The sequence below is a fragment of the Phenylobacterium zucineum HLK1 genome (assembly GCF_000017265.1).
Lineage (GTDB): Bacteria > Pseudomonadota > Alphaproteobacteria > Caulobacterales > Caulobacteraceae > Phenylobacterium > Phenylobacterium zucineum.
The window spans coordinates 2,762,530-2,785,649 of record NC_011144.1 but is presented as its reverse complement, the minus strand read 5'-3'; the positions used below and the strand labels follow the sequence as shown (position 1 = coordinate 2,785,649).

At 67.1% G+C, this 23,120-nt stretch carries 17 protein-coding genes; 12 read left to right on the top strand and 5 right to left on the bottom strand.

Going from position 1 to position 23,120, the window contains the following annotated elements; translation table 11 throughout:
* Positions 1–162 precede the first annotated feature (162 nt).
* From PHZ_RS13535 to PHZ_RS13515, 5 genes are all read left to right on the top strand, one after another.
* Positions 163–2,244, top strand: coding sequence for a hydantoinase/oxoprolinase family protein (locus tag PHZ_RS13535; protein ID WP_012522984.1), 2,082 nt, complete (start codon positions 163–165; stop codon positions 2,242–2,244).
* 3 nt (positions 2,245–2,247) lie between these two features.
* Positions 2,248–3,918, top strand: coding sequence for a hydantoinase B/oxoprolinase family protein (locus PHZ_RS13530; protein WP_012522983.1), 1,671 nt, complete (start codon positions 2,248–2,250; stop codon positions 3,916–3,918).
* 308 nt (positions 3,919–4,226) lie between these two features.
* A complete protein-coding gene (locus PHZ_RS13525) occupies positions 4,227–5,513 on the top strand; it encodes a DUF3422 family protein (RefSeq protein WP_041373548.1) in 1,287 nt (428 codons plus the stop codon).
* Positions 5,513–6,784 (top strand): Glu/Leu/Phe/Val family dehydrogenase, encoded by a 1,272-nt coding sequence (locus PHZ_RS13520; RefSeq protein WP_012522981.1) that lies wholly within the window; start codon positions 5,513–5,515, stop codon positions 6,782–6,784. Before PHZ_RS13525 ends, PHZ_RS13520 begins: the two co-directional genes overlap by 1 nt.
* A 203-nt stretch (positions 6,785–6,987) precedes the next feature.
* Positions 6,988–7,914: a M14 family metallopeptidase gene (locus PHZ_RS13515; RefSeq protein WP_012522980.1), complete on the top strand. Its 927-nt coding sequence runs from the start codon at positions 6,988–6,990 to the stop codon at positions 7,912–7,914.
* 127 nt (positions 7,915–8,041) lie between these two features.
* Here the strand turns inward: PHZ_RS13515 and PHZ_RS22220 are convergent, their stop codons facing one another.
* From PHZ_RS22220 to PHZ_RS23150, 3 genes are read right to left on the bottom strand one after another with little or no spacing between them, the layout of a single operon-like run.
* Positions 8,042–8,536 (bottom strand): very short patch repair endonuclease, encoded by a 495-nt coding sequence (locus tag PHZ_RS22220; RefSeq protein ID WP_012522979.1) that lies wholly within the window; start codon positions 8,534–8,536, stop codon positions 8,042–8,044.
* Between the two features lies 1 nt (position 8,537).
* A complete protein-coding gene (locus PHZ_RS13510) occupies positions 8,538–10,025 on the bottom strand; it encodes a DNA cytosine methyltransferase (RefSeq protein WP_041373547.1) in 1,488 nt (495 codons plus the stop codon).
* Positions 10,025–10,201, bottom strand: a complete 177-nt coding sequence (locus PHZ_RS23150; protein ID WP_187149081.1) for a hypothetical protein — start codon at positions 10,199–10,201, stop codon at positions 10,025–10,027. Before PHZ_RS23150 ends, PHZ_RS13510 begins: the two co-directional genes overlap by 1 nt.
* A 210-nt stretch (positions 10,202–10,411) precedes the next feature.
* On the opposite strand from PHZ_RS23150, the gene PHZ_RS13505 reads away from it, so the two are divergent.
* Genes PHZ_RS13505 through PHZ_RS13495 form a run of 3 tightly spaced genes read left to right on the top strand, consistent with a single transcriptional unit; the run spans position 10,412 to position 15,785 of the window.
* Entirely contained in the window at positions 10,412–12,457 is a 2,046-nt protein-coding gene (locus PHZ_RS13505; protein ID WP_041373546.1) for an ATP-binding protein, read from the top strand.
* Positions 12,454–14,808 carry a Z1 domain-containing protein gene (locus PHZ_RS13500; protein WP_012522976.1) on the top strand — a complete coding sequence of 785 codons (2,355 nt, stop codon included), beginning with the start codon at positions 12,454–12,456 and terminating at the stop codon, positions 14,806–14,808. The genes PHZ_RS13505 and PHZ_RS13500 overlap by 4 nt, the downstream gene beginning before the upstream one ends.
* Positions 14,805–15,785 (top strand): PD-(D/E)XK motif protein, encoded by a 981-nt coding sequence (locus PHZ_RS13495; protein ID WP_012522975.1) that lies wholly within the window; start codon positions 14,805–14,807, stop codon positions 15,783–15,785. Before PHZ_RS13500 ends, PHZ_RS13495 begins: the two co-directional genes overlap by 4 nt.
* A gap of 14 nt (positions 15,786–15,799) precedes the next feature.
* On the opposite strand, the gene PHZ_RS23635 is transcribed toward PHZ_RS13495, so the two are convergent.
* Positions 15,800–17,713, bottom strand: a complete 1,914-nt coding sequence (locus tag PHZ_RS23635; protein ID WP_012522974.1) for a hypothetical protein — start codon at positions 17,711–17,713, stop codon at positions 15,800–15,802.
* A gap of 193 nt (positions 17,714–17,906) precedes the next feature.
* Here PHZ_RS23635 and PHZ_RS13485 point away from each other — a divergent pair, with 193 nt between their 5' ends.
* The 4 genes from PHZ_RS13485 (at position 17,907) to PHZ_RS13470 (ending at position 22,438) form a co-directional block, all read left to right on the top strand.
* Entirely contained in the window at positions 17,907–19,316 is a 1,410-nt protein-coding gene (locus PHZ_RS13485) for a hypothetical protein (RefSeq protein WP_012522973.1), read from the top strand.
* On the top strand, positions 19,313–20,161 hold the full coding sequence (locus tag PHZ_RS13480) for a hypothetical protein (RefSeq protein ID WP_012522972.1): 849 nt from the start codon (positions 19,313–19,315) through the stop codon (positions 20,159–20,161). Before PHZ_RS13485 ends, PHZ_RS13480 begins: the two co-directional genes overlap by 4 nt.
* Before the next feature lie 76 nt (positions 20,162–20,237).
* On the top strand, positions 20,238–21,452 hold the full coding sequence (locus PHZ_RS21780) for a hypothetical protein (protein ID WP_148216869.1): 1,215 nt from the start codon (positions 20,238–20,240) through the stop codon (positions 21,450–21,452).
* Entirely contained in the window at positions 21,449–22,438 is a 990-nt protein-coding gene (locus PHZ_RS13470) for a hypothetical protein (RefSeq protein WP_012522970.1), read from the top strand. The genes PHZ_RS21780 and PHZ_RS13470 overlap by 4 nt, the downstream gene beginning before the upstream one ends.
* Positions 22,439–22,726: 288 nt before the next feature.
* Here PHZ_RS13470 and PHZ_RS13465 read toward each other — a convergent pair whose 3' ends face one another.
* On the bottom strand, positions 22,727–23,107 hold the full coding sequence (locus PHZ_RS13465; protein ID WP_041373544.1) for a thermonuclease family protein: 381 nt from the start codon (positions 23,105–23,107) through the stop codon (positions 22,727–22,729).
* Positions 23,108–23,120: the final 13 nt, after the last annotated feature.

Below are 23,120 nucleotides of genomic sequence, written 5' to 3'. Positions count from 1 at the left end.
AGGCGTTGCGGAGGGGTCAGCTGCGGCGCATCGCGTTGCGGCTGACCGCTCCGGCATTGAGAGTACGGGACGCGTGGCGACAGAGGTCCCATGGCGTCGAGATCCAGGCGCCCCTGATCCGCGGGCGCGAGACTGATGAAATGACGACCCGGAGTAAGTGAAGTGCGCGCGGCGACCGACGTTGGTGGGACCTTTACGGACCTGGTCTATTACGAAGTTGACCCCGCGACCGGCCGCTCCGGCCAGGTGAAGATCGCTAAGGTCGACACCACCCCCCCGAACTTCGAAGAGGGGGTGGTCGGGGCGCTCGCCAAGGCAAGTATCGCGCCGGCGAAGCTTGATTTCTTCGCTCACGGCGCCACCGTGGTGATCAACGCGCTGACGGAGCGGAAGGGCGTCAGGACGGCGCTGATCACGACAGCAGGTTTCCGTGATGTCCTGGAGATCGCCCGCGGGAATCGTCCCGATCTCTTCAACTTCGCCTTTCATAAGCCGAAGCCCTTCGTGGAGCGCCACCTGCGCGCTGAGGTCGTCGAGCGCACGAACTACAAGGGCGAGATCGAACGCCCCGCTGACCTGACCGGGCTCCCGGAGCTCGTCCTGAAGTTCAAGCGTGAGGGCGTGCAGGCGATCGCGGTCGTCTTCCTTCACTCATACATCAACCCGCAGAACGAACAGGCTGTCGTACAGCGACTGCGTGAACTCTGGCCGGAGGTATCCATCCTCGCGTCCCACGCCGTCAGCCGGGAATGGCGGGAATACGAGCGGACGAGCACCACGGTGCTCTCGGCTTACGTGCACCCTATCGCGGAGCGCTACATCGGCACGCTGGAGGCCAAACTCGCGGAGCAGGGGTTCACCGGCAAACCGTACATGATGCAGTCGAACGGGGGCATCACGACGGCCAGGGCCGCGAAGGCGAACCCGATCACCATGGTCGAGTCCGGCCCCGCCAGCGGCATATTCGCGGCGGCCTATGTCGGGAAGGCGATCGGGGCGAACAATCTCATCGTGCTCGACATCGGCGGAACGACCGCCAAGTGCACTCTGATCGAGGAGGGGCATGTCAAGGTCACGACCGAATACTACATCGAACGTGACGGGAAGAACCCGGGCTACCCGATCCAGACGCCGGTTTCCGACATCGTGGAAATCGGCAACGGCGGTGGGTCGATCGCGTGGGTCGATGCTGGCGGCAAGCTCCATGTCGGGCCGCATTCCGCGGCCGCACGACCGGGGCCGGCGGCCTACGGCCGCGGCGGGGCCAAGGCGACGACGACGGACGCCAACCTTGTCCTGGGGCGGATCGATCCCGCCAGCTTCGTAGGCGGCGAGCGCGAGCCGGACTGGAAATCGGTCGAAGCTGCTTTTGCGCCTCTGCAGGCGGCGCTCGGCATGAGCCGCGAAGAGGTGGCGCGCGGCATCATCCGGATCGCCAACGCAAACATGACGCGGGCCCTGCGACTCGTATCCACGAACAGGGGGTACGATCCCCGTGACTTCACGCTGATGGCCTTCGGAGGTGGCGGCGCCATGCACGCCCTGGCGCTCGCGGAGGAGCTGAAGGTTCCTCACGTGGTCATCCCGGTGAACTCCTCCGTGTTCTCAGCCTGGGGGATGCTGCTCACCGACCTCCGCCGCGACTACCTTCAGACGCGGATGGCGCCGCTAGGTCCCAGCGCTGTCCCGGTCATGCAGCAGATCTTCGGCGAGCTCGAGGGCGAGGCGCTCAAGGACTACTCGGACGAGAATGAGACGCTGACGCGCGACGACATCGGCTTCGAGTATCTCGTCGACATGCGCTACGCCGGGCAACAGCACACCGTGAAGGTCCCCTGTATCGGAGCCGGGGACGGCGAGATCGATCTGGAAGCTACGGCGAACGCCTTCCACGGTGCGCACCAGAAGCGCTTCACCTACCGTCTCGATACCGGCATCGAGCTGGTGAACTTCCACCTCATCGCGAAGCGGACTGTGCCAAAGCCGCCGCTAGCGCCGAAACCGGTGACGGGCCTCAGGCTCGAGGCGGCGATCAAGGGCGCGCGACGCGTGGATTACGATGTCCACGGCGTTCATGACGCGACCATCTACGACGGACTGCGCCTGGAGCCAGGCATGCACTTCGTCGGTCCGGCGGTGATCCAGGAGCCCTCGGTCACCTGCGTGGTGCCGCCCGGGCATCGCGTCAGCATCGACCAGTTCGGAAACTATCACATCCACCTGTCCTTCGACGGGGAGGCCTAACCCGTGTCGTCAAACCTTTTCACGCTCGAGATCATCAAGGATTCGCTGGTGGCGGTCGGCGAAGAGATGTTCAACGCCATGCTGCGGACCAGCATGAGCCCGATCATCTATGAGGGCACGGATTTCGCGGTCGGGGCGACGGACGCCAGAGGCAATCTGCTAGCGCAGGGTAACGGCGTAGCCGCATTCCTGGCAGCCCTCGACACCGCCGTTGTCTCGGCGCTCGAGCACTACGATCCGAGCGAGATTCGTCCCGGCGACGTGTTCATCACCAACACCCCCTACGAGGGCGGCGGCACGCACCTGTCTGACGTGGCGATCCTCATCCCCGTGTTCCATGAGGGCCGGCTGATCGCCTGGACGGTGAACAAGGCCCATTGGACCGAAGTGGGCGGGGCGCAGCCAGGCAGCGTGTCCAGTTCATCGACCGACATCTACCAGGAGGGCCTGCGCTTCACCTTCATCAAGCTCTACGACGAAGGACGGCTGAACCAGCCGGTCGTGCAGATCATCCGGGACAACGTCCGGCTTCCGGACTCGACCATCGGCGACATGCATGCCGGGGTGGCGGCAGCGCGTGTCGGCGAAAAGCGGATCCTCGAACTCGTCGCCAGGTACGGCGCCGAGATGGTTCTCCAGGCGATGGATGAGCTGCTGGACTACGGGGAAAAAATGACCAGGGCCGCGCTGGCGACGATCCCGAGCGGCGTCTACGAAGCCGAGGACATCATCGAGGAGGATGGTCTCGGAAACGGTCCCTTCAAGGTGAGGGTGAAGGTGACGGTCACCGGCGATCGTCTTGTCGCCGACTTCACCGGCTCGTCGCCCCAGGCGCCGGGGCCTGTGAACACGACCTACTCGGGTCTGATGACCGGAGCGCGCTGCCTTTTCAAGGCGATCACTGACCCGGGCATTCCGGCCAACGGCGGCTGTTTTCGAATGCTTGAGGTGGTCTGTCCGCCAGGGACGGTTCTCACCGCCATCGAACCGGCTCCGGTTTCGATGAACTTTCAGGCGCGAAACGCCGCCGTCGACGTCATGTGGAAGGCGCTGGCCCCCATTCTCCCGCACCGTCTGCCGGCGGGTCACCAGCAGTCGGTCTGCGCCACCTTCATCTCTGGCAAGCATCCTGACACGGGGGAGCTCTTCGTGATCGGCGAGCCCCTGGTCGGCGGCTGGGGAGCCTCCCAGGACACCGATGGCGACGCCGGCCAGTTCTGCAGCTCCAATGGCGAGACCTACAACATCCCCTGCGAGCTGTTCGAAGCGCGCTACGGGCTTCAGGTCGCCCAATACGCCTTCCACGATCAGGACGGCGGCGCCGGACGCTACCGGGGCGGGAAGGGGGTCGTGCTCGATTATCGCGTTACCGCCGAGCGTGCGTTTCTCACCTATGCCGCAGCCCGAACGTCATCTCGGCCCTGGGCCCTTCTGGGAGGTCAGGAAGGCTCAAACAACTACGCGGAGATCCGTCGCCACGACGGATCGGTGGAACGCTACGGGATGTGCACGACCGTTCCGGTCGAGCGCGACGAGATCATCCGCATCTACACGGCCACGGGCGGCGGCTACGGAGATCCCAGGACCAGGCCGCGGGAGCTCGTGGAACAGGATATGAAGAACGGCTTCGTAACGCCCCAGCAGGCCGCCGAGCACTACGGCTATCGGCCCTGACGCAGCCGCGGTTAAGGCCGCGCGCCACCCTTCTCACAACACTCCTGCAGCGGCCCCGTCACTGCAGTGGAGGTTCGCGTCCTCATCCCTGGCTTCGATCTCGGTGGACCGGAGCCCGACGAACAAGGAAGCCCATCATGATCGGCGGCTCGACTGCGGAAGAGCGACTCGAGGACGACCTTATGGTGACCGACTCCGGAGCGGAGTGGTTCACCAGCCGGTCGCGCCCGAGCGATCAGCGCTTCTGAAACGATCCGTTCGGCTTCCGACTTCAGATGGCGCTTTTTCCGACCGATCGGCGAGCTGGCATGGCGTTGCAGGCGCGCAGCCATCCACGGCGCGCCTCCCTGTCCGAGGAGATGCACCTTCGCAAGTTGCCCGGCGTTCGTCCGCCGGCGCGCGCGCTGCAGGCTGTCCTCGTCGCGAGCGACACTCAGCTTATGGCAACGGCCAGGTTGCTGAGAGAACGCGCTAAGATCGAGGCCACGGGCGGAGCGCGCTATCTCACGTGGCGCGAGGGACAGATGAGTGTCGCGTGGGAGCGGCACACGGAGTTCATGACGCTCACGTTCCTTTGGGAGGGGGCCGGGCGAAACTTCGAGTTCGAGGGCGTCGAGGCCGCCCTCGAACTTCTTCTCACCCTTCCCGGCGAGGTGCTGCGGGCCAGCAAGATCCACATCCTTGGACCTGACTGCGCGACGCCAGCAGACGCCGATCTTGGCCAGCTGTTCTCAGCCGATGATCTGGTGATTTGTGACGTCGCCGACGGACGTGCACGGATCTGGTCTGACTTCCGTTTGCACGATGACGGCTTTGGACGGCTGCTGATTGCGGATCGCGGGCTGCAGAAAGGTGAGCCAGCCCTGCTCCTGCAGCGGCTTCAGGAGCTCGGCAACTATCGGAAGATGGCTCTCATCGGCCTTCCGGTGGCGCAGGCCGCAAACCCCGCGGTCGCCGAGCTCGAGCAGCGCCTTGCCGATCTGACGAAGGAAATGTCGGTCGGTTCGGCGACCGACGACACGATCCTGGCCGACCTTCTGGAGCTAAGCGCCGACCTTGCGCGGCTCAGCGCCGAGACGCGACACAGAATGAGCGCCACCCGCGCTTACGCGCAGCTCTGCGCGGAGCGATTGCGGCAACTGCGAGTAAGTCCGGTCGCTGGCTATCGGTCGCTGGAGGACTTCACGGAGCGCCGCCTCTCGCCAGCGGCGCGCACCTGCGCGGCGTTCACCGTCCGACTGGATGACCTGTCGCGCCAGGCCGGTTGGGCGAGCGCCCTGTTGCGGACGCGGATCGACACGCGACTGGCAGGTCAGCAGCGAGACCTTCTCGCCTCGATGGACCGGCGAACGGATCTTCAGTTGCGGCTTCAGCACATGGTCGAATGGGTTTCGGCGGCCGCTGTCGCCTACTACCTCGTCGGGCTGTTGCATTACGCTGTGGCGCCCTTCGATCACGTGGCGGGGCTGCAGCAGGAGACGGTGCTGGCCCTTGCCTCGCCGGCGGCCCTCGTTGCGGTCGTTCTCGTCATGCACGCCTTCGCCCGCCGGTTCCGCAGGCCGGCGAACGGCTCTTCGAAAGCAGGAAACAGTTGATGCAAGCCCAAGGACTTTACGCCGGTCCTGTCTTCGACATGGCGCGGAGCCAGTTCGAGCAGGTCGCGGATCATCTCGGCATCGCCTCCGATGAGCGACCGCGCCTGCTTTACCCGAAGAGAGCCATCTCGGTGTCGGTCCCGATCCACAGGGATGACGGTCGCACAGAGGTCTTTCAGGGTTTCAGGGTGCAACATCATCTCACTCGCGGGCCTGGCAAAGGGGGGACACGGTTCGCACCTCAACTCGAAATGGGCGAGGTTGCCGCCCTTGCTGTCTGGATGAGCTGGAAGTGCGCTCTTGCGGATCTGCCCTTCGGCGGCGCCAAGGGCGGCGTCAACTGCGATCCCAGGGCCCTGTCGCGGCGCGAACTCGAGGCCGTATCTCGCCGCTACATGCAGGAGATGATCCCGTTTGTCGGCCCAAAGACCGATGTCATGGCGCCGGATGTCGGGACCGACGAGACGGTGATGGGCTGGTTCGTCGACACCTATTCGATGCACCAGGGCTTCACGGCCAATGAGGTGGTCACGGGCAAACCAGTAGGGCTCGGCGGCACGGCCGGACGGCGCGCCGCCACAGGCCGCGGCGTGGCCCTGACGATCGGCGAGGCGATGAAGGTGATCGGCCTTCCGCCCGTCGGCGCGACAGCAATCGTCCAGGGCTTCGGCAACGTAGGTTCAGTAACCGCGGAAATTCTCTCCGAAGAGATGGGCCTGCGGGTACTTGGCGTCAGCGACCATTCCGCCGCCTACTTCCACCCTGACGGCCTGCCGGTCGCCGAGCTCATCCAGCACGTGAAGCGTCACGGTGCTCTGACAGGCTGGTCCAACGAGCTGCTCACGGATCCGCGGGAGCTTCTGACCCGGCCCTGTGATGTGCTTGTTCCCGCCGCTGTCGAACGCGTGATTGACGCCGACATCGCACGCCGGCTGCAGTGCCGCATCCTGGCCGAGGGCGCCAACGGACCCACGACGCCCGAGGCTGATGTCGTCCTCGATCAGCGCCGCGGCGAGGTGTTCGTGATCCCGGACATCCTCTGCAACAGCGGCGGAGTGATCGTCTCCTATTTCGAGTGGGTGCAGGGCCTGCAGCGCCTGTTCTGGTCTGAGGACGAGGTGAACGACAGCCTCGCCCGGCAGATGTTCAAGGCTTTCGCCAACGTGGTCTCCCGGGCGCAACGCGACGGCATTTCCCATCGCATGGCCGCCACAGCCATCGGCGTCGAACACGTGCTCCTCAGCAAGCTGCAGCGCGGCTTGTTCCCCTGAGGGAGCCTGGCCGTCTCCGCTCCTCCCCGGCCAGGAAACCTTGCCACCCGGCTGCGGCCGGGTGGCCCCTTTTTCATCGCAGCCAGAATGCCGGCCCATGACCCGCCACTTCGATGCTCGAGCCTTTGCCGCAGATCGGTGGTCGAGGCCTCTGGTCCGCACCGGCTTGCCTTGGATCCTCGACCCATTCTCATATCGCGGCCATGACCGAGTGTAGCTTCTACCCGATCGGAACTCCCGGCCAGACCTGGGGGGAGGCGGAGCGGGTTCAATGGCGAGGCCGACAGTCACGCCTGCGCCGCTACGACCTGGACGTGCTGCCGCGCATCGAACGGCTCGCCGACCGCTTCGAGCGCATCCCCTACGGCCGCCTTGCGTATGACGACGAGGTCTACGACCTCTACGCGCTTGCCAGTCGCCCGTGGAACCCGGCGCTTCCCGCGGCCCTCGTCACCGGCGGCGTTCATGGCTACGAAACCAGCGGCGTGATAGGCGCGCTCCAGTTCCTGGAGACCCGCGCCGCCGATTTCGCCGAGCGGATCAACCTGCTGGTCGCGCCGTGCGTCAGTCCCTGGGGCTACGAACGAATCAACCGATGGAACCACGGCGCCGTCGATCCCAACCGCAATTTCCGCTCCGACGGCCCGTCGGGCGAAGCCACGAACCTGATGCGGCTCATCCAGCCGCACCTTGGCAAGTTCCGGCTGCATATCGACCTGCACGAGACCACGGACACTGACGAGACCGAGTTTCGGCGGGCCTTGGCCGCCAGAGATGGTAAGCGGTTTGAGCCGGGCTCGATTCCGGACGGGTTCTACCTGGTCGCCGACGCCGACGATCCGCGACTGGAGTTCCAGAAGGCGATCGTCGCCGCAGTGGCCAGCGTGACCCACATCGCGCCCCCCGACGGCGCGGGCAAGATCATCGGCTGTCCCGTCGTCGCCGAGGGCGTCATCACCTATCCCCAGCGCGACTACGGCATGTGCGCCGCCATCACGGGCGCGCCCTACACCACGACAACCGAGGTCTACCCTGACAGCCCGCGCGCGACGCCGGAGCAGTGTAACGACGCCCAGGTGGCCGCCGTGTGCGCCGCGCTTGATTACGTGCTGTCGCAAGGCTCAGCCTGACGACCTTCACCCGTAGTGACGGGAGGAACGCCGATATCTGAATGTCTGGCCGGACGGCGGGCCTCCGGGCAGCGTGACTTCGCCTGTTGGCCCGGCCGCCTCTGCGGTCGTCGCTCCGCGCCGCCAATCACGCGTTACGGTCGCGATCTGGGCTTCGAAGGACGAGCGCTGATGGGGACCCGCTCCGGATGAAGGCTGCAAGCCTGCCGAGCGTCTCAGGCAGCGGGGGCCGCTCACGGCCGCGAAGCGCACATTCCCAGACAGTGGCGACCCGCCAGCCCAACATCAGAAGTGCCGCCTCAGCGGCTTCGTCTCTTTCGCGATTGCGGTTGATCTTGGCGGTCCAGAAGTCGGCGTTCGTACGGGGTCTGACGCCGAGTGAACAGTCGTGACCATGCCAGAAGCAGCCGTGCACGAAGACGGCGACGCGGGCGCTCCGGAAGACGAGGTCCGGCGTCCCGGGCAGTCCGCGATCGTGCAGGCGGTAGCGAAGGCCATGGGCGTGGAGGCCGCGCCTGACGAGCATCTCTGGCTTCGTGTTCGCCGCGCGGATGGCCGCCATATTCCGCCGTCGCTGCTGGGGCGTCAGCGGATCTGCGCGACTGGCCTGCCGAGGCGACAACTCAGGCGGCCAGCCGGCCCGTACGCGGACGATCAGGCGCCATCGCCCGCTGGAACGCCGCTGCAATCTCGCCGGCGACCGCCCGGGCCAGAAGGGGAGGCACGGCGTTGCCGATCTGGCGGAAGGCCGCGTTCATGGCGCCCTTGAAGACAAAACCATCGGGGAACGACTGCAGACGCGCAGCTTCTCGAACCGAGATGGTGCGGGACTGAGCGCTGTCATAGTGAATGTGGCTGTAGCTGTCCTTCCCCAGATGCGCCATCAGCGTTCTGGCGGGAAGGTCCGGCTCCATCTTCCGCCACTTGTTCGGAAACTTTCCGACGTCGTATGGGGGCACGATCGACGCGCGAAGCTGCCGCCATTCGGCGCTGTGCGGCCGCGGCGCCCGACCCTGTACCTGCAGATCGCGAAGCGCCTCGTTGAACATTCTCACGGCTTCGGCATGGGCTTCGGGATACTGGTCCCCGGGCCGCAGACGCCCGAAAAGCTTCCAGTCCCGCGGAAGGTAGCGGATCACATGATCCCGCACGCCTTCGGCGTTCTCGAAGCTTGGCCAGGAGCGCATCAGGGTCGCGTAGTCGGAGCGTGGCTCGTGCGGATAGCGAACCAGCGCGTCAAACCGTCGGGCGCCGCGCCGGATTTCGCCCCGAAGGTGTCCGGTGATCTCGGGCAGATCTCCGAGCGCCTCCGCTGCAGTCACAGCCGACGGAAGGCTCCGGTCGGGCGACAGGGCTGGCTGATAGCCTGGCGCCGTATCGAGAAGCGCGCCCTGATTGAGCAGCTTCAGCGCCACCTGCCGGCTTCCCGCGTAGCCGGGCGGAAGCTCAATGTGATGGGTGGGAGCCGGGAACCGGATCTCTACGCCCAGCTCCCGCCGCGTCGCGATCAGGATCATCCGCTCGCGCATCTGCGGCACGCCGTAAAAGGCGGCGTTCAGAAGGCTGTACTTTACGTCATAGCCCAGCTCTTCGAGGAAGGTGCGGGTCTCCTCTGCCACGTTCTGGCCGCCGTGATTGAGGACGTCCGGGACGTTCTCCATCACCACGGCGAGCGGCAGAAAGGCCTGAACGTAGCGGAGGTACTCGAGATAGAGACGGGCTCGCGCATCCAGCCTGAAAGCTTCGGGATGCTCGGCGATCTCCCGCAGCTTTGAACGGCCGACGCGGGCAAACGCCTGACAGGGTGGGCCGCCCACCAGTACATCGACGGCCTGCTCGACAGGACCGAGATCGAGTTCAAGCGCCAGCTGCTCCGGAGTCAGTCTGGTGATATCCCTCGGTCGTCCATGACGCGGATCTTCCGGATGGAAGTTGGCCCCATGAGACGCAGCCGCCGCCGGATCAAACTCGACAGCGGCGACGATATCGAACCCCTGGGCGTGAAAGCCGAGGGACAGCCCGCCGCAGCCTGAGAACAGGTCCAGGACGCGGGGCGGCGCGCCGGACTTCAGACGTGCGATGCGCGCCAGGACAGTCGGGTCTTTGCTCATCACCCTGCGCGCCCGCTCGCCCGTTCCTGGCGGCCGTATCCCTCGCGGTCGAGGTGGTCACGGATGAGGCGGGCGATCAGCGTCGACTTCTTGTGGCCGCGGTCCTGGCAGAACGCCTCGAACCGGCCCGCCTCCTCGACGGGGATCAACACCTGAACGCGGACCGGCTGGCTCATCGATTCGTCTCCTCCTCCAAGCCTCTGCATCAGGGAGTCGGGCGTCAACAGAAGTGTGCAGACCTGTGCATACCTGCGTCGTCCGCGATGTCGCACGGGACACGCCTGGAGCGCGCCTGCGCCAGCGCCTCACCATGGATTGTGAGGCATGCCGGTGTTCGCCTAGGGTGCGGACAGTTGGTTCGGCGCGCAGGCGCGTCAGGGGCGTTGATGAAGTTTCTGATCCTGAGGGAGCTGCAGCACAGCGAACTGGGCATGTTCCACGCCTATCGCCGCAGCGGTCGCGAGGGCTCCCGGCAGCGCGCGATCAACTTCGACGGCGAGGTGGTGGACCGGGTGTTCCCGACGGCCGCGGACAGCGATCGCATACCGCTGAGCCTTGTCTACGACACCGATCAGGGCCCGAGCCGACTGGACCACTCCCTCAAGCGACAGGCGAAGAACTGGCGGCTCGAGGGCAACTGTCCGGTCGACGAGCTGTATGACTTCGTCGAGCCGGGCTGCCTGTTCGTCATGGAAGTGGATGCGGGCATCCAGCCCGCCACCGGGGCCTGGATCGTTCTTCCGAAGGGATCCTCCCTGGCGCTGGCGATCCAGGCTGACGGCATGACGTCCGGCCTCGCCCGGGCGGGCATGATCGCGCTGCAGCACGATGAGGCGCCCAGGATTCACCGACTTCTGGCTGAAGCACGGCCCGACCTGTTCAGCGGCCCTGCTCTTAAGGATCCCAAGATGACCACGACGCCCCCCGACAGCGCGCCCGAGCCCGAGCCGTCGTCCACGCCATCGGGCCGGCGGCGTCTTCTTCCGGGCGGGACGCGGCTCGCCGAGATCCTCGGCGCCGCGGGTCACACGCTTGTCAGCGCCGTCGCCGATCTGATCGACAACTCCATCTCCGCCCAGGCGACTGAGATCCACATCACCTTCGGCCAGCCGAATGGCGGCCACGGCCGCTGGATGACGATCCGCGACAACGGCGTCGGCATGTCGGCTGAAGAGCTCGATGAGGCGCTGCGGATCGGCGGCGCGGCGGATTATGGTCCCCGCAGTCTGGGCAAGTTCGGCTTCGGCCTGAAGGGCGCTTCCTGGTCGCAGGCGCGCCGCTTCAAGGTGATCACGCGGCAGGCTGGCGGTTCGATCCGGCACCTGGGCTGGGATTCCGACGACATGGCGAACTTCGAGGTCGACGAGACCCCGCTCGACGCCTGGGAGCGGGAGGTCGCCGACCCGAAGGAACGCGGCACGGTGGTGCTCTGGAAGGATATGAAGGCGCCGATGGTCGCGCCGGCGGCGCGCGGCGTGCCGCCGTTCGTGGCGGAGATCCAGGATCTGAGCCGCCATCTGGGGCTCGTCTTCCACCGCTTTCTAGACGGCGACGCCCGCGGACGCCCGCCCCTGAAGATCTGGGTCCAGGGGACGGAGGTCGAAAGCAATGGCCCCGCCAGCCATCCTCTGACGGAGCACTACGACGCCAAGACCCTGAAGGTTGAGCACCCGGGGGGCACGGCGGAGGTTCGCGTCGAGCCCATCCTGCTGCCGCATGAGGACGAGCTGCGCGACTATCACGGCGAAGGCTGGCAGGCGGCCGCCGACAAGATCGGCTACTGGGGCAAGCGCAACGAGACCCAGGGGCTCTTTCTCTACCGCAATGATCGCCTGATCCGCTGGGGCGGGTGGCACGACATGTGGGCGACCATGGACGAAAAGCGGAAGCTCGCCCGGGTGATCCTCGACATTCCGCCGGCGCTCGACGAAGCGTTCAACATCGACATCTCCAAACAGAGGGTTCAGCTGCCCGCCTTCCTGCAGAAGCAGATCAAGCCCCTCGCGGAGACGGTGCGGAAGGCCAGCCTCGCGAAGTTCGGGCGCAGGCCCGCGCCGCCCCCGGCGCCGCCAGTTCCGCCGGCAGCGCCAGGGCCCGGCGGGCCGGGTGGTCCGGCGCCATCGCCGGGGCCAGGCGGCCCGCCGCCCTCTGGCGGGCCGAGCCCGAACCCATCACCGCCATCCGCGCCGCCGCCGCCGACCCCACAGGTGGTGTTTCGCAGGGTGACGTCGACCAAGTTCGCCTGGCAGCTGGTGGAAGGTCTGACCGGTGAACGGACGCTGCAGGTCAGCGGGCTCAGCCCGGCCCTGGGCGAGCTGGCCGACGCGGTCGCGTCCGACCCGGTGGCGCGAGAGGCGCTGGTCGCCTTCCTGGAGGATCTCGACCGAGTTGACGCCCAGCAGGCGCTGATCGACGACGCAGCGGGCGCATGACCATCGCGCGTGTCTACGACTTGAGACCTGCCCAGGTCAGCTGGACGGACACGCTTGGCGATCCGCCGGAGGGCGCCTGGCGGCGTCTCGAGCGCAGGCTGCTTGGTGGGGGCCGGTGGAAGCCGGCGCAGGTCGAGAGTCTCGCCTCTGAATCTGCGCGCGTGCTGCGGCACCTGCCGGATCCGAGGCAGACCAGCGCATTCCAGGGGCGCGGGCTCGTGGTGGGCTACGTGCAGAGCGGCAAGACCGCCAACTACACGGCGGTCGCAGCCCGCGCCGTCGACGCTGGCTACCGCCTGGTGATCGTGCTTTCGGGCATTCACGACGCCCTTCGCAATCAGACCCAGGTGCGGCTCGAAGAAGAGCTTGTCGGCGTCGATGAACCCGGCGGGCCGCGCTGGCGTCTGCTGACCACGCGCGAGGGCGACTTCCGCGAACCCGAGGAAGATGTGCTGGCCGACGACGGCGCCTTCCTGATCGTGGCCAAGAAGAACGTACCCGTCCTGAAGCGCCTGGATGGGTGGCTCGAGGCGGTCGCGTCGCGCCTGCAGGGCGTGCCCGTGCTGCTCATCGACGATGAAGCGGATCAGGCTTCGATCAACACGCGGGCCAATCGGGCGCCTGACCCCTCCCTGGATTCAGAGGGGACCACGGCGGCGCCAAGCGGCGCCGGACCCAGCGCGACGAACGCCCTCATCCGCTCGATGCTTGGACGTGCCCCACAGGCCGCCTACGTGGCCTACACCGCCACGCCGTTCGCGAACATCTTCATCGATCCCGACGCAGTCGATCGAGACGTCGGCGAAGACCTGTTTCCACGCGACTTCGCCCTGCAGCTGCCTCGCCCGGAAGGCTACACCGGGACGGAGGAGCTGTTCGGGGTCTCCGCTCAGGGACGAGACGTTTTCCGGCGGGTGCCGGACGAGGACGTCAGCGCGCTTCGGCAGGCGACCACTCGCCGGAGCGCAAGGCCCGTTACGGTGCGCGCCGAAGAGCAGCTGCTGCCGAACTCGCTGACCGACGCCATTCTGGCCTTCTGCCTCGCAGGGGCGATCCGGGAAGGACGTCCTGGGCTTCAGGGCAAGCCGCACACGATGCTGGTTCACGTGAGCGTGCGGGTTGAAGACCAGACCCAGGTGCGCGCCGCGATTGAGGCCCAGGTGGATCTCTGGCTCGAGGCGATGCGCCAGGGCCACGACCTGACCGCGTTGTTCGTCGAAGCGCTCGAAACCCATTTCCGGGGTGTGTCGACCCCCCTGGACCCGCAGGCCACGGCGCAGGCGGCGATCTCAGTGCTGCGGAGTCTCGACGTCCTGGAGCTCAACAGCGTCACGGGGGAAAACCTCGAATACGACACACGTCCGGCGCGGCACATCATCGCCGTGGGCGGGAACCGGCTGTCGCGCGGCCTGACCCTGGAAGGCCTGACGGTCTCGTACTTCCTCAGAACTGCGTCGATGGCTGACACCCTGCTCCAGATGGCGCGGTGGTACGGCTTCCGCACAGGCTACGAGGATCTGATCAGGATCTGGACGACCGACGGGATCGCGCAGTGGTTCACTGAGCTGGCGCTCGTTGAAGAGAGCCTGCGGGACAGCCTCCAGGCTCTCTATCGCGCCGGCCGCAGGCCCTCCGAGATGGCCATTCGCCTGCGCTCGCACAGCGCGCTCCTGCTGACGGCGAAGAACAAGGCCGCCATGGCCGAGACCCTGACCCTCTCGTGGTCGGGCGAGCATCCGCAGACCGTGATTCTGCCGCTGCATGACCACACCCGGCTGGAGACCAATCGACGGCTCGCCGACCGCCTCATCGGGCTCTGCGGGCCTGGACGCGAGGTCGCCGGCGGACAGCTGTTCCGGGATCTTCCTCCCGAGACCGTGGCCGACTTTCTGCGGCTCTTCCAGGCTCATCCCGATGCAGTGGCGATGCGAGGGGAGGCGATCGCCGACTGGATCATCCAGCGCGCCGCGGAGGGCGAACTGGTGGACTGGTCCGTGCTGCTGGCGTCGGCCCAGCGCGGGACCGAGGTGCGCATCGGGGGTATCTCCACCCGCGTCGTCACCCGCAGCCGGATCAGCAGCGAGGCGATCGGCATCCTCATCGATCCGCGGCACGAAGGCGCCGACCTTCCCGGGGGACCGGACGCCTATGTTCGCGCCTCGGGCAACTATGACGCCCAGGCGATGCGGTCCGCCCGGTCTCCCACCCAGGGCCTGCTGATGGTCTACCCCCTCGACCCTGAGCCGCTCGGGGTTGAGAACCTCGACGCCGTGATCGGCGTCGCCCTGAGCCTGCCTTACACCTCAGACGGTCAATCCAGCGCCATCGTCAATCGCGGCGTCGCCTCATGAGCGACTGGATCGAAACCTGGCGCGCGCTTCGCGCGAGCCGGCCCGTCGGGGAAGATCAGGTCGCAACGGCGCCGCTCGTGCACGCAGGCGTGGAGACTTCGCTGAGCCTGGCGGTCAGCGCGTCGGGGGATCTGCATCTGCTTGCGCCGGTTCAGGGGCCGCCAACCCGCAGCCTGCCACAGGATTACAACGGCCTTCGACTACGAGAGCGACGTCTCGGCGATCAGGTGTGTCTGGATCTCTGTTCGCCAGCCGCTCACGAGCGCATGTTCGCGACTCTGTGCTCAGAGCTGGCCGACGCGATCCTGACGGACGGTCGCGACCCCTGGGCGGCCGCCATTGTCATCGTTCAGCGCTGGCAGACCGCCTGGCGGCCCGTCCGCCAGCCCATGTCGCGCAGCGCCCAGATCGGGGCCATCGGCGAACTCCTGATGCTTCAGACCCTATGGCTGCCCGCGCTCGGCCCGGACGCGGTCCACTACTGGAGCGGGCCGGACAGAGAGCGGCATGACTTCGTGACGCCCCGGCTCCACATGGAAGTGAAGGCGACCACCCGCAGTCGCCACGAACACGAGATCTCACGCGTCGATCAGCTGCGGACGCCGGAAGACCGCCGCCTGATGCTCGCGTCCGTCCAGCTCGAAGAATCCGCGATGGGCGTCGTTTCCGTGGCCTCGCTGGCCGATCAGCTCGTCGAAGCGCTCCGTGCGGATCCGGCGGCGCTCGATGGTTTCCTCCTGCGCCTGAGCGGCCTCGACTGGTCGGAAGAGATGCGCAGGTCGCCGGACCTGGTGCGCTGCCATCTGAGGGACGCCCAGATCTTCGAGGTCGACGACGATTTTCCGCGACTGCCTGCGGACTTCGTTCTTCCGGACGGTGTTCTGGCGATCCGCTACACGATCAGCCTCGCCAATCTCCCCTACCTCGACGTAGCCGACGTGCGGCGCGACATCCGACGAGCTGCGCAGCTGGGGTAGCGGCGGCCGTTCGCTCAGCTGTCCGCCCATACACGGTTCAGCACCTCGGCTGCGATCGCCGCCTTGTCCTGCGGGAGGAAACGTCCGTAGTGGCTCGCCACCATCTCCGGGGTGTCCTGGATCGCGTAGCTGGCCTGCTCGTACGAGCCTGTCTGTTTGAGAACGTGGGTGGCCAGAACGTCCCGGACGCTGTGCGGACCATGCGGCAGGAGGCCTGTGATCGCGCCGCGGCCGGTCCACGGATTGCGTACGCCGTAGCGCTGGATCGCCAGGCGCCATGCCTCATAGAAGGTGTTCTGGTTGTAGGCGGCGGTGGAGCTGGAGCGCTTCGCCGACTTTACGAAGAAGGTGCCGGGATCGGTGGCGGGGCCGATGAGCAGCGCGCGGTCGCACTCACGCCAGAGTTCGATATGTGCGTAGAGCCCGCCAAGGTCCGGCAGCACCATGCTGAAGGGGCGGCCGGCGAAGAAGGATGACTTCGCATTCTTGAACGCAGCGGCCGGGGCGAAGACTTCCCAGCCGCCATGCTGATCGTTCCATCGGAGCTCGCCGCGCCGCAGGTCGGCGAGCTGGCGCTCAGACGTCGGACGAGATCCTCGCGGGCAGAACAGAAGCTCTCGGAGGTTTCGCTGCCGGAAGCCGAGATGCAGGCCCAGGCGGATCATCAGGAAGGCGCGGACCGCCTCTGCTGCTGGCCTGGCGTAGCGTCGCCGGCACGGCATCCGCCTGAGGATCTCGTCGGCGATCTTGCGATACTCGCCGACGGGGCTTGCAGCCTCCAGGACCGGGAGGATCGGTTCGAAGGGATCGTGATGCACGCGCCGCGCAGCCTTGATCTCCCGGGCGCGGGCGCGCGCATGTGTTGTCAGACTGGCGCAGGCGGCCGGCCAGTCGCGGCGCACCTGTTCGATCTCTGCTTCCGTGATCAGGCCTGGAATGGCGACGAGGCGCCCTGCGAGGGCTGGCGTCTGCGTCAGCCAGCCTGTTTCCGGCGACGTGAGCGCCAGCGCGCCGCTCACCAGCATGTCCACCTCCCAGGAGGTGAAGAATCCCCGGCGCTCCTCGCGCCAGCGCAGGTACCAGTCCCAGACCGCCGGGAAGACGAGCAGGCTAAAACACAGCGCATCGCGTGGGACGCCGGCGCCCCGCACCGGGCCATCAGGTGCTGCGGCGAGGGCGCCGAACAGGAGCCCGAGATGGGCGCTCTTCTGGTCAGCCGATACGGCGCCCCAGCTTGTTCGGCGGCGGTAGCCGCGCGGTGTCATGGTTGACGTCTTGAACGAGACGTAGGCGGCCATCTCCTCCGCCAGCGCGGGCGGCGGCTGAAGCTCTGCCGGTCGGGAGCTGAGACGGTCTGAGGCGGCGAAACTGAACGCAAAGCGGTGCTGCAGCTTCTCCCGCTGATATCGCCGGTACTCAGTGGCCCCGGACACCACCACCTCCCGCACCCAGGCGAGGATCTCCTCCCGCTCGGCAGGGGGGCGCTGATCGAAATCGTCAGGCAGGTGCCAGGCCAGACGTCTGCGCTCGGCGTCTGAAGGCGTCACGTGATGAAGTCCGCGGACGGCCCGCGTCCTGTGGAGGAGCTTTTCCCGGAAATAGCCTGAGGGGAGCCGGTAGCGGCGCTCGATGGCGGCGAGGATCTCGAAGCTTCTGGCGGTGGCAGGTTCTTTCCGACCCAGGCGCCAGACCTTGAGGGTGTAGTAATCGACCGGCAGACCCTGCGCGAGCAGGGCTCGGGCGAGGTGCCACACGGTCTCGCCATGGCGACGGGTGTGGAGATCCAGGGCCTCGCCGAGTGTCTCCGGCTCGTCCCATTGCAGCGTCAGCGCGGTTGGAAACGCCGTGATCGGTTTCGGCTTCCGGCCGCGCTTCTGATGCCCGTTGCCGCTGGCGTCCGAGGCGCGGTCAGATTCTCGCGCTGGCATTCAGCCCCCTGGGTCCAAGGAATTGTTCAGAACCCAGGTCGCACCAGAACGGCCGACACCCTCAGATTCGCGCGTCGCCCGAGCAGACAACGACCGTCCCGGCAAATTAGCGACGCCGCGGAAGTCTCCGTTGTGGCGAGCTGCGCGTTTGTGCAACTGTAGCGGTCAAGCTTCTGGGGGGAGCGAGTACCGCATGGCGCGTCGCAAGAAGCGCGATCCAATTGCCGCGATTTTCACGCCGAAGCATCCATACCTGCCGGGGACGGAGATCCTCAGGCAGATCGACGTCGACCTGCTCGCAGAACAGCTCGACGTCGACGCCCAGGGTGCGCGGGATGGCGCCGATGCAATCCCGCCGGCGGACGGCCGCACCCTCGCGCTGAAAGAGCGTGAGATCGTCGGCCGTCTCCGTGAGCTCTGGGACGAAAACGTCGAAGGCGTGCGGCGGGCCTATGAGGGTTATCGCAGTCGCTTCGCCAGCTACACCGGTGACGCGGACCTCGATTCCCTGACCGCCGAGCCCGCCGCAGTGGCGGTGAAGCTCCGTGAGGCCGCTCGAGAGGAGCGCTCGCTCCTCGTCGAGGAGTATAAGGCCGTGAAGATCGCGCGAGATGATCTGGAGTCTTTCCGGCGTCGCGAAGGGATCACACACGCACCGCGTCACAACCAGCACGTCCTGGTGAAGCTGGCGATGCTCGGTGGGGCCGCCGTGCTCGAAATCGGCGTCAACGCCGCGATCTTCGCCGGCGCCGATGCGGGCGGGATCCTCGGCGCTGTCCTGAAGGTGGCGGTCATTCCAGTCGCCAACATCGGCGGCAACTGGCTCTGGACGCACTGGCTGACGCGCAATGTGCTGATGCGCCACTGGATGCGCAGAGCCGTCGGCGTGTTCGGCGCGCTGCTCACCGCGTTCTGGCTGATCTACCTCAATCTGGCCGTCGCGCACTGGCGCGAAGGCGCAGAGGCCGCCCTCTCGATGGAAGCCGCGACGACGGCAGTCGGTCGCGCGTTCTCTGACCCATTCGGCCTGCAGAGTTTCGAGGCCTGGGGGCTGTTTCTGATCGGCTGCTTCGCGGGCGCGGTCGCCATCTACGAAGGGTGGGCCTGGAAGGATCCATTTCCTGGCTACACGCGCCGGGCCGAACTCGCCGACCGACTCCTCGCTGACTGGCACCACAACCGGCAGGACGCGATGGCGCGGCTCGAAGAGATCCGCAGCGAGAACACCGAGCGCCTTGCAGATGCACAGCGACGCGCTGGCCTCGCTGTGTCGGAGCGGCCGGACATCGCAGGCAAGGCGGCGGGCCTGAGCGAAGATGTGCGGCTCTACGCAGATCACCTCCGTTATGTCTGCGAAGAGCTCGGCGCCCGATATCGAGAGGCGAACCTTCGGGCTCGGACGGCGGAGCGGCCGACGCAGTTCGACGCGCCTCTGACGTTTTCCCTTGAGCTTCCCGTGCTGCCTCCGCTCGTCGTGGGGGAGTCTCCCGTCGTGGCCGGGCGGCTTTCGGAAGCCATCCGCCAGATCACCGAGGCCTATGCCGAGGCCTGTTCCAGGGTGCCGGGCGTCGAGGATCTCGAAGCCGCCGGGGGCGCCGCATGAGCCGACGACCCGCACGCGGCGGGAGAGGGCGCCGGCGGGGATCCGCACCGGCGCCCGTCGGCGCTGTCGTCGCCCTGTCGCTGATCGGCGTGACGCTCGTCGGCGTGTTCGGCGCCGCGGTCTGGCAGCAGCAGACCAGGGTGCAGATCGACCGCGAAACACTCTGTCCGAAGGCCGGACCGAGCGCGCTGACGGTTATCCTCGTGGACGCCACCGACGGAATGTCCGCCGTTCAGCGGACCGCGATCGAGACGCGGCTCGACGAAGTCGTCACCAGGCTCAGGGAGTACGAAGAGGTTCAGGTCTATTCGATCGAGGCCGGCGCCAGTCTTCTGAAGCCAGACTTTCGCGTCTGCCGGCCGAAGTCGCCCGACAACGTCAACGACTGGACGGGCAACAAGAACCTGGCGCGGCTGCAGTTTGAGGAGGTCTTCCGGCCGCGGCTGCGCAAGGTCCTCGAGGACGCGATGAACCGGCCCGCAAGCAACGCGTCTCCGATCATGGAGGCCGTGCAGCAGGTCGTCGTCGGCGCCTTTCAGAAGGCGGATGTCGGCGCTGGGGCCGGCGGCCTTCCGAAGCGGCTGGTCATCGTTTCCGACATGCTTGAGCACGGGAAGGGCGGCTCACACTACGCGGGCGTGCCGGACTTCGCCGCCTTCCGGGAAACCCAGGCCTATCGAAGCCTGAAGGCGGACATGGACGGCATCGTCGTCGAGGTCCTCTACCTGCTCAGGCCCGAGGCGCATGCCGTCCAGGGGACGACCGCGCATCTGAATTTCTGGAAGGCCTATTTCGAGACCGACCAGAACGCTCGCATGCCGGGCGCCATACCGATCGAGGGCTGATTTGAACGTGCGTGCAGGGGCTCAGGGGGGCCAGACGCCCACCCACTATGAGAAGTGGTTCTTCCTGGCGTGCGCCGTGGTGGGCGGCGTGGTCATCGCCGCTGTCGATATCGCCGCCTGGTCGAAGTGGGTGGCGGTGACCGCCTGCGTCCTGATCATGATCGGCTATGGCGTCTGCGCCTTCCATGTCTCGGGACTGAAGGTGCGCGCCGACCAGGCGGCGGACAACCTCTATTACCTTGGCCTGCTCTACACTCTGACAAGCCTCGGTGTGGCCCTGATCCGGTTTACCGGAACGGAGCTCGCGACCGAGGCCATCCTGAGCAACTTCGGGATCGCCATCTTCACGACCATCGCGGGCCTCGCCGGTCGGGTCCTCGTGGGCCAGTTCCGCGAGGATCCGGAGGACGCCGAGGAGGAGGCGCGGCTTGCGCTGTCACAGACGGTGCGCCGGATGCGCCAGGAGCTCGACCTATCCGTCGCTGAGCTGAAGAGCTTCGCGGACGCCATGCGCCAGGTGGTGGGCGAGTTCACCCAGCGGGCGAACACCTCCACGGTCGAGGCGCTGGAGCAGGCCGTCGGACAGTTCGAGCGCAGCGCCGGCGCCATGGGCGAGAAGTTCGAGGCGAGCGCGGAGCAGTTCAGCACCCGGGTGAACAGCTTCGACAGTTCCCTGGAACGGGTGGTGAGCGCGGTCGAAGGCCTGATGGACCGCATCGGCGCGGTGAAGGCGGACGCCGACGTGATCGAGCGTGGCTTGCGGCCGGCGCTGGAGACCGTGGAGCGAACCGTTGCGGCGTTCGCGGCGTCTGTGGGGCAGGAGCAGGCGAAGTTCGAGTCCGCCGCCGGCGCCCTGGAGCGCTTCAGCGAAGCCGCGAGCGGGCTCACCGAGGCCGGCAGCGCCGCGGCGTCGAGCGCGCAGGACCTGCGCACCGCTGGGGCGGCGCTCAGCGATGTGGCGCGGCTGGTGGAGCAGCTGAACGACGCTTCGTCAGCCGCAGCGGCGGCCACCGCCGACTTCTCGCAGCGGCTGACGGCGGTCGCCGCCCAGACCGATGAGCGCAATGCCCGGTCGGTGGCGGAACTCCACCGCGTCGCGGGCGAAGCCGCGGCGGCGGCCGGCGCCGAGGCCGAGCAGCGGCTGGCCGCGCTCGACGCGGCCGCGCGCCGGGTGATCGAGACGCTCGGGACGCTGGATCGCGAGTTCGAGGGCTCCGGCCAGGCGGTGCAGCAGGTGCGGCGGGAGCTGGCTGAGCTGGCCGGGTGGATCATCACGCGGCTTGAGAAATGAGCCGCGGCGGCATCTCGCGAGAGCATGCGAGCTACCGGAAGGGCCTGGTGCTCGGGCTGACGGTGGCCGAGTCCATGTTGCTGATCCTCTTCGCGCTTCTGCTCGCGCTGGGCTGGGTGCTGGTGAAGCGCGACCGCGAAGCGGCGCAGCTCAAGTCCGCCGTCGCCCAGCTCCGGGAAAGCGAACAGCTGCTCGAAGCCAAGGTGGACGTCCTGGACAGCCTGGCGCGCAAGCAGCCGCCGGAGAGGTTCTTCCGCGAGCTGGTGGAGGCGCGGCAGGCGCAGGCGGCCGTCGCTGAAGAGCGCAGGCAGCTGGCCGAACGCGAGAAGTCGCTCGAGAAGTTCGAGCGGATCGCCGAGCAGGTGGAGAAGGCGCCGGATGCGCGGAAGAAGATGGAAGAGCTCGCGGCCAAGGGCGCCCAGCTCGAGAAGGCGCTTCTGAAGACCGACGGGGCCGCAGATCCGAAGACAGCCTTCGACCACATCCCCGAGGGCGTCGCGCTTGCCCAGGCTGCAGCCGAGGCCGGGCGGACGCCCGAGGAAACCAGGGCGATGATGCGCGACGCCGCGCGCAGCGCCCGGGAAACCTCAACCCTGAAGGGCCAGGTGGCGCGCCTGCAGAAGGAGCTGCGCAGCGTCGGCAAGGGCGGTGACTATCCGCCGTGCTGGGTCACCGAAGCGGGCGATATCGAGTACCTCTTCGACATCAGCCTGAACGGCGACGGCTCCCTGACCCTGAAGGATGTGACGCCGCCTCTCCGCACCGCTGATCGTCGCGCCCTGCCGATCCCGCCGCAGCTGACCGGGAACGTCAGTCGCGGCGCGTTTATGGCCATGACCGCTGAGCTCCTGGCCTATGAAAACGCGAAGGGCTGCCGTTTCTACGTCGTGGCGCGGGACCGGACGGGTCCGACCCAGAAGGATCTGTTCAAGAACCTGCTGATCCACACGGTCGAGACACGGTTCTACAAGTCCATCCGACAATGAGCGACGATATCCTGGACCGTCAGCTGCAGCGCCTGCGCAGGGTGGTGGCGGCTCGTCTCAACGGCGTCAGGAGCCCGGGGCAGCCTGCGCTCAGCGACACCCTCGCGAATCCGGTGAGCATGCAGGAGGCTGAGCACACGCGCCGGCCCATACCGCCGAGTTCAGCACCTGACGATCTCGTGGCGACGGAAGCCCGGGCGCCAGCGGCAGAGCGACCGGCGGGAGCATTGTCGCGGCTGGTCGGCCGCCTGCGCCGACTGATGGGACGGCCGTAGGCCTGCGCTGCGGCTATCGCACGCCTCGACCGCCCTCCCTAACGCCCGCGCGCCGCATCAGGTCGCCCAGTGAGCGGCCTTCGATCCTGCAGTAGGCGGCGATGCGGTCATACGTCTGGTGATCCGCGATGCAGGTGAGCCTTCTGCCCTGAACGATGCGGGCGAGCGCCGTCTTGGCCTCAGGTCCGCCGCGATCGGAGAGCTCCGGGGCATAGAAGTCGGCCAGGCGAACCTCCACCCACTGGGCTGGCGTCGGACCAACGCCGACGCACAGACTGTCGCCATCGCCGACGTAGCGGACCGGGCCGGAGAAGGTGCTTCCGGGACCCAGCCATGCCGGGGCCCGTCCTCGATCCGGGACGGCCTTGCAGGGGTCGGCGGCCGCTGCGATCACGCTGAGACTCCAT

What these genes read in the sequence shown, in the direction of transcription:
- PHZ_RS13500 (WP_012522976.1), top strand. Translation starts at nt 12,454, where the DNA reads ATGACCATCGCGCGTGTCTACGACTTGAGACCTGCCCAGGTCAGCTGG.
- PHZ_RS13495 (WP_012522975.1), top strand. Translation starts at nt 14,805, where the DNA reads ATGAGCGACTGGATCGAAACCTGGCGCGCGCTTCGCGCGAGCCGGCCC.
- PHZ_RS13520 (WP_012522981.1), top strand. Translation starts at nt 5,513, where the DNA reads ATGCAAGCCCAAGGACTTTACGCCGGTCCTGTCTTCGACATGGCGCGG.
- PHZ_RS13480 (WP_012522972.1), top strand. Translation starts at nt 19,313, where the DNA reads ATGAGCCGACGACCCGCACGCGGCGGGAGAGGGCGCCGGCGGGGATCC.
- PHZ_RS13525 (WP_041373548.1), top strand. Translation starts at nt 4,227, where the DNA reads ATGGCGTTGCAGGCGCGCAGCCATCCACGGCGCGCCTCCCTGTCCGAG.
- PHZ_RS13505 (WP_041373546.1), top strand. Translation starts at nt 10,412, where the DNA reads ATGAAGTTTCTGATCCTGAGGGAGCTGCAGCACAGCGAACTGGGCATG.
- PHZ_RS13485 (WP_012522973.1), top strand. Translation starts at nt 17,907, where the DNA reads ATGGCGCGTCGCAAGAAGCGCGATCCAATTGCCGCGATTTTCACGCCG.
- PHZ_RS23635 (WP_012522974.1), bottom strand. Translation starts at nt 17,713, where the DNA reads ATGCCAGCGCGAGAATCTGACCGCGCCTCGGACGCCAGCGGCAACGGG.
- PHZ_RS13470 (WP_012522970.1), top strand. Translation starts at nt 21,449, where the DNA reads ATGAGCCGCGGCGGCATCTCGCGAGAGCATGCGAGCTACCGGAAGGGC.
- PHZ_RS13510 (WP_041373547.1), bottom strand. Translation starts at nt 10,025, where the DNA reads ATGAGCAAAGACCCGACTGTCCTGGCGCGCATCGCACGTCTGAAGTCC.
- PHZ_RS23150 (WP_187149081.1), bottom strand. Translation starts at nt 10,201, where the DNA reads ATGAGCCAGCCGGTCCGCGTTCAGGTGTTGATCCCCGTCGAGGAGGCG.
- PHZ_RS13515 (WP_012522980.1), top strand. Translation starts at nt 6,988, where the DNA reads ATGACCGAGTGTAGCTTCTACCCGATCGGAACTCCCGGCCAGACCTGG.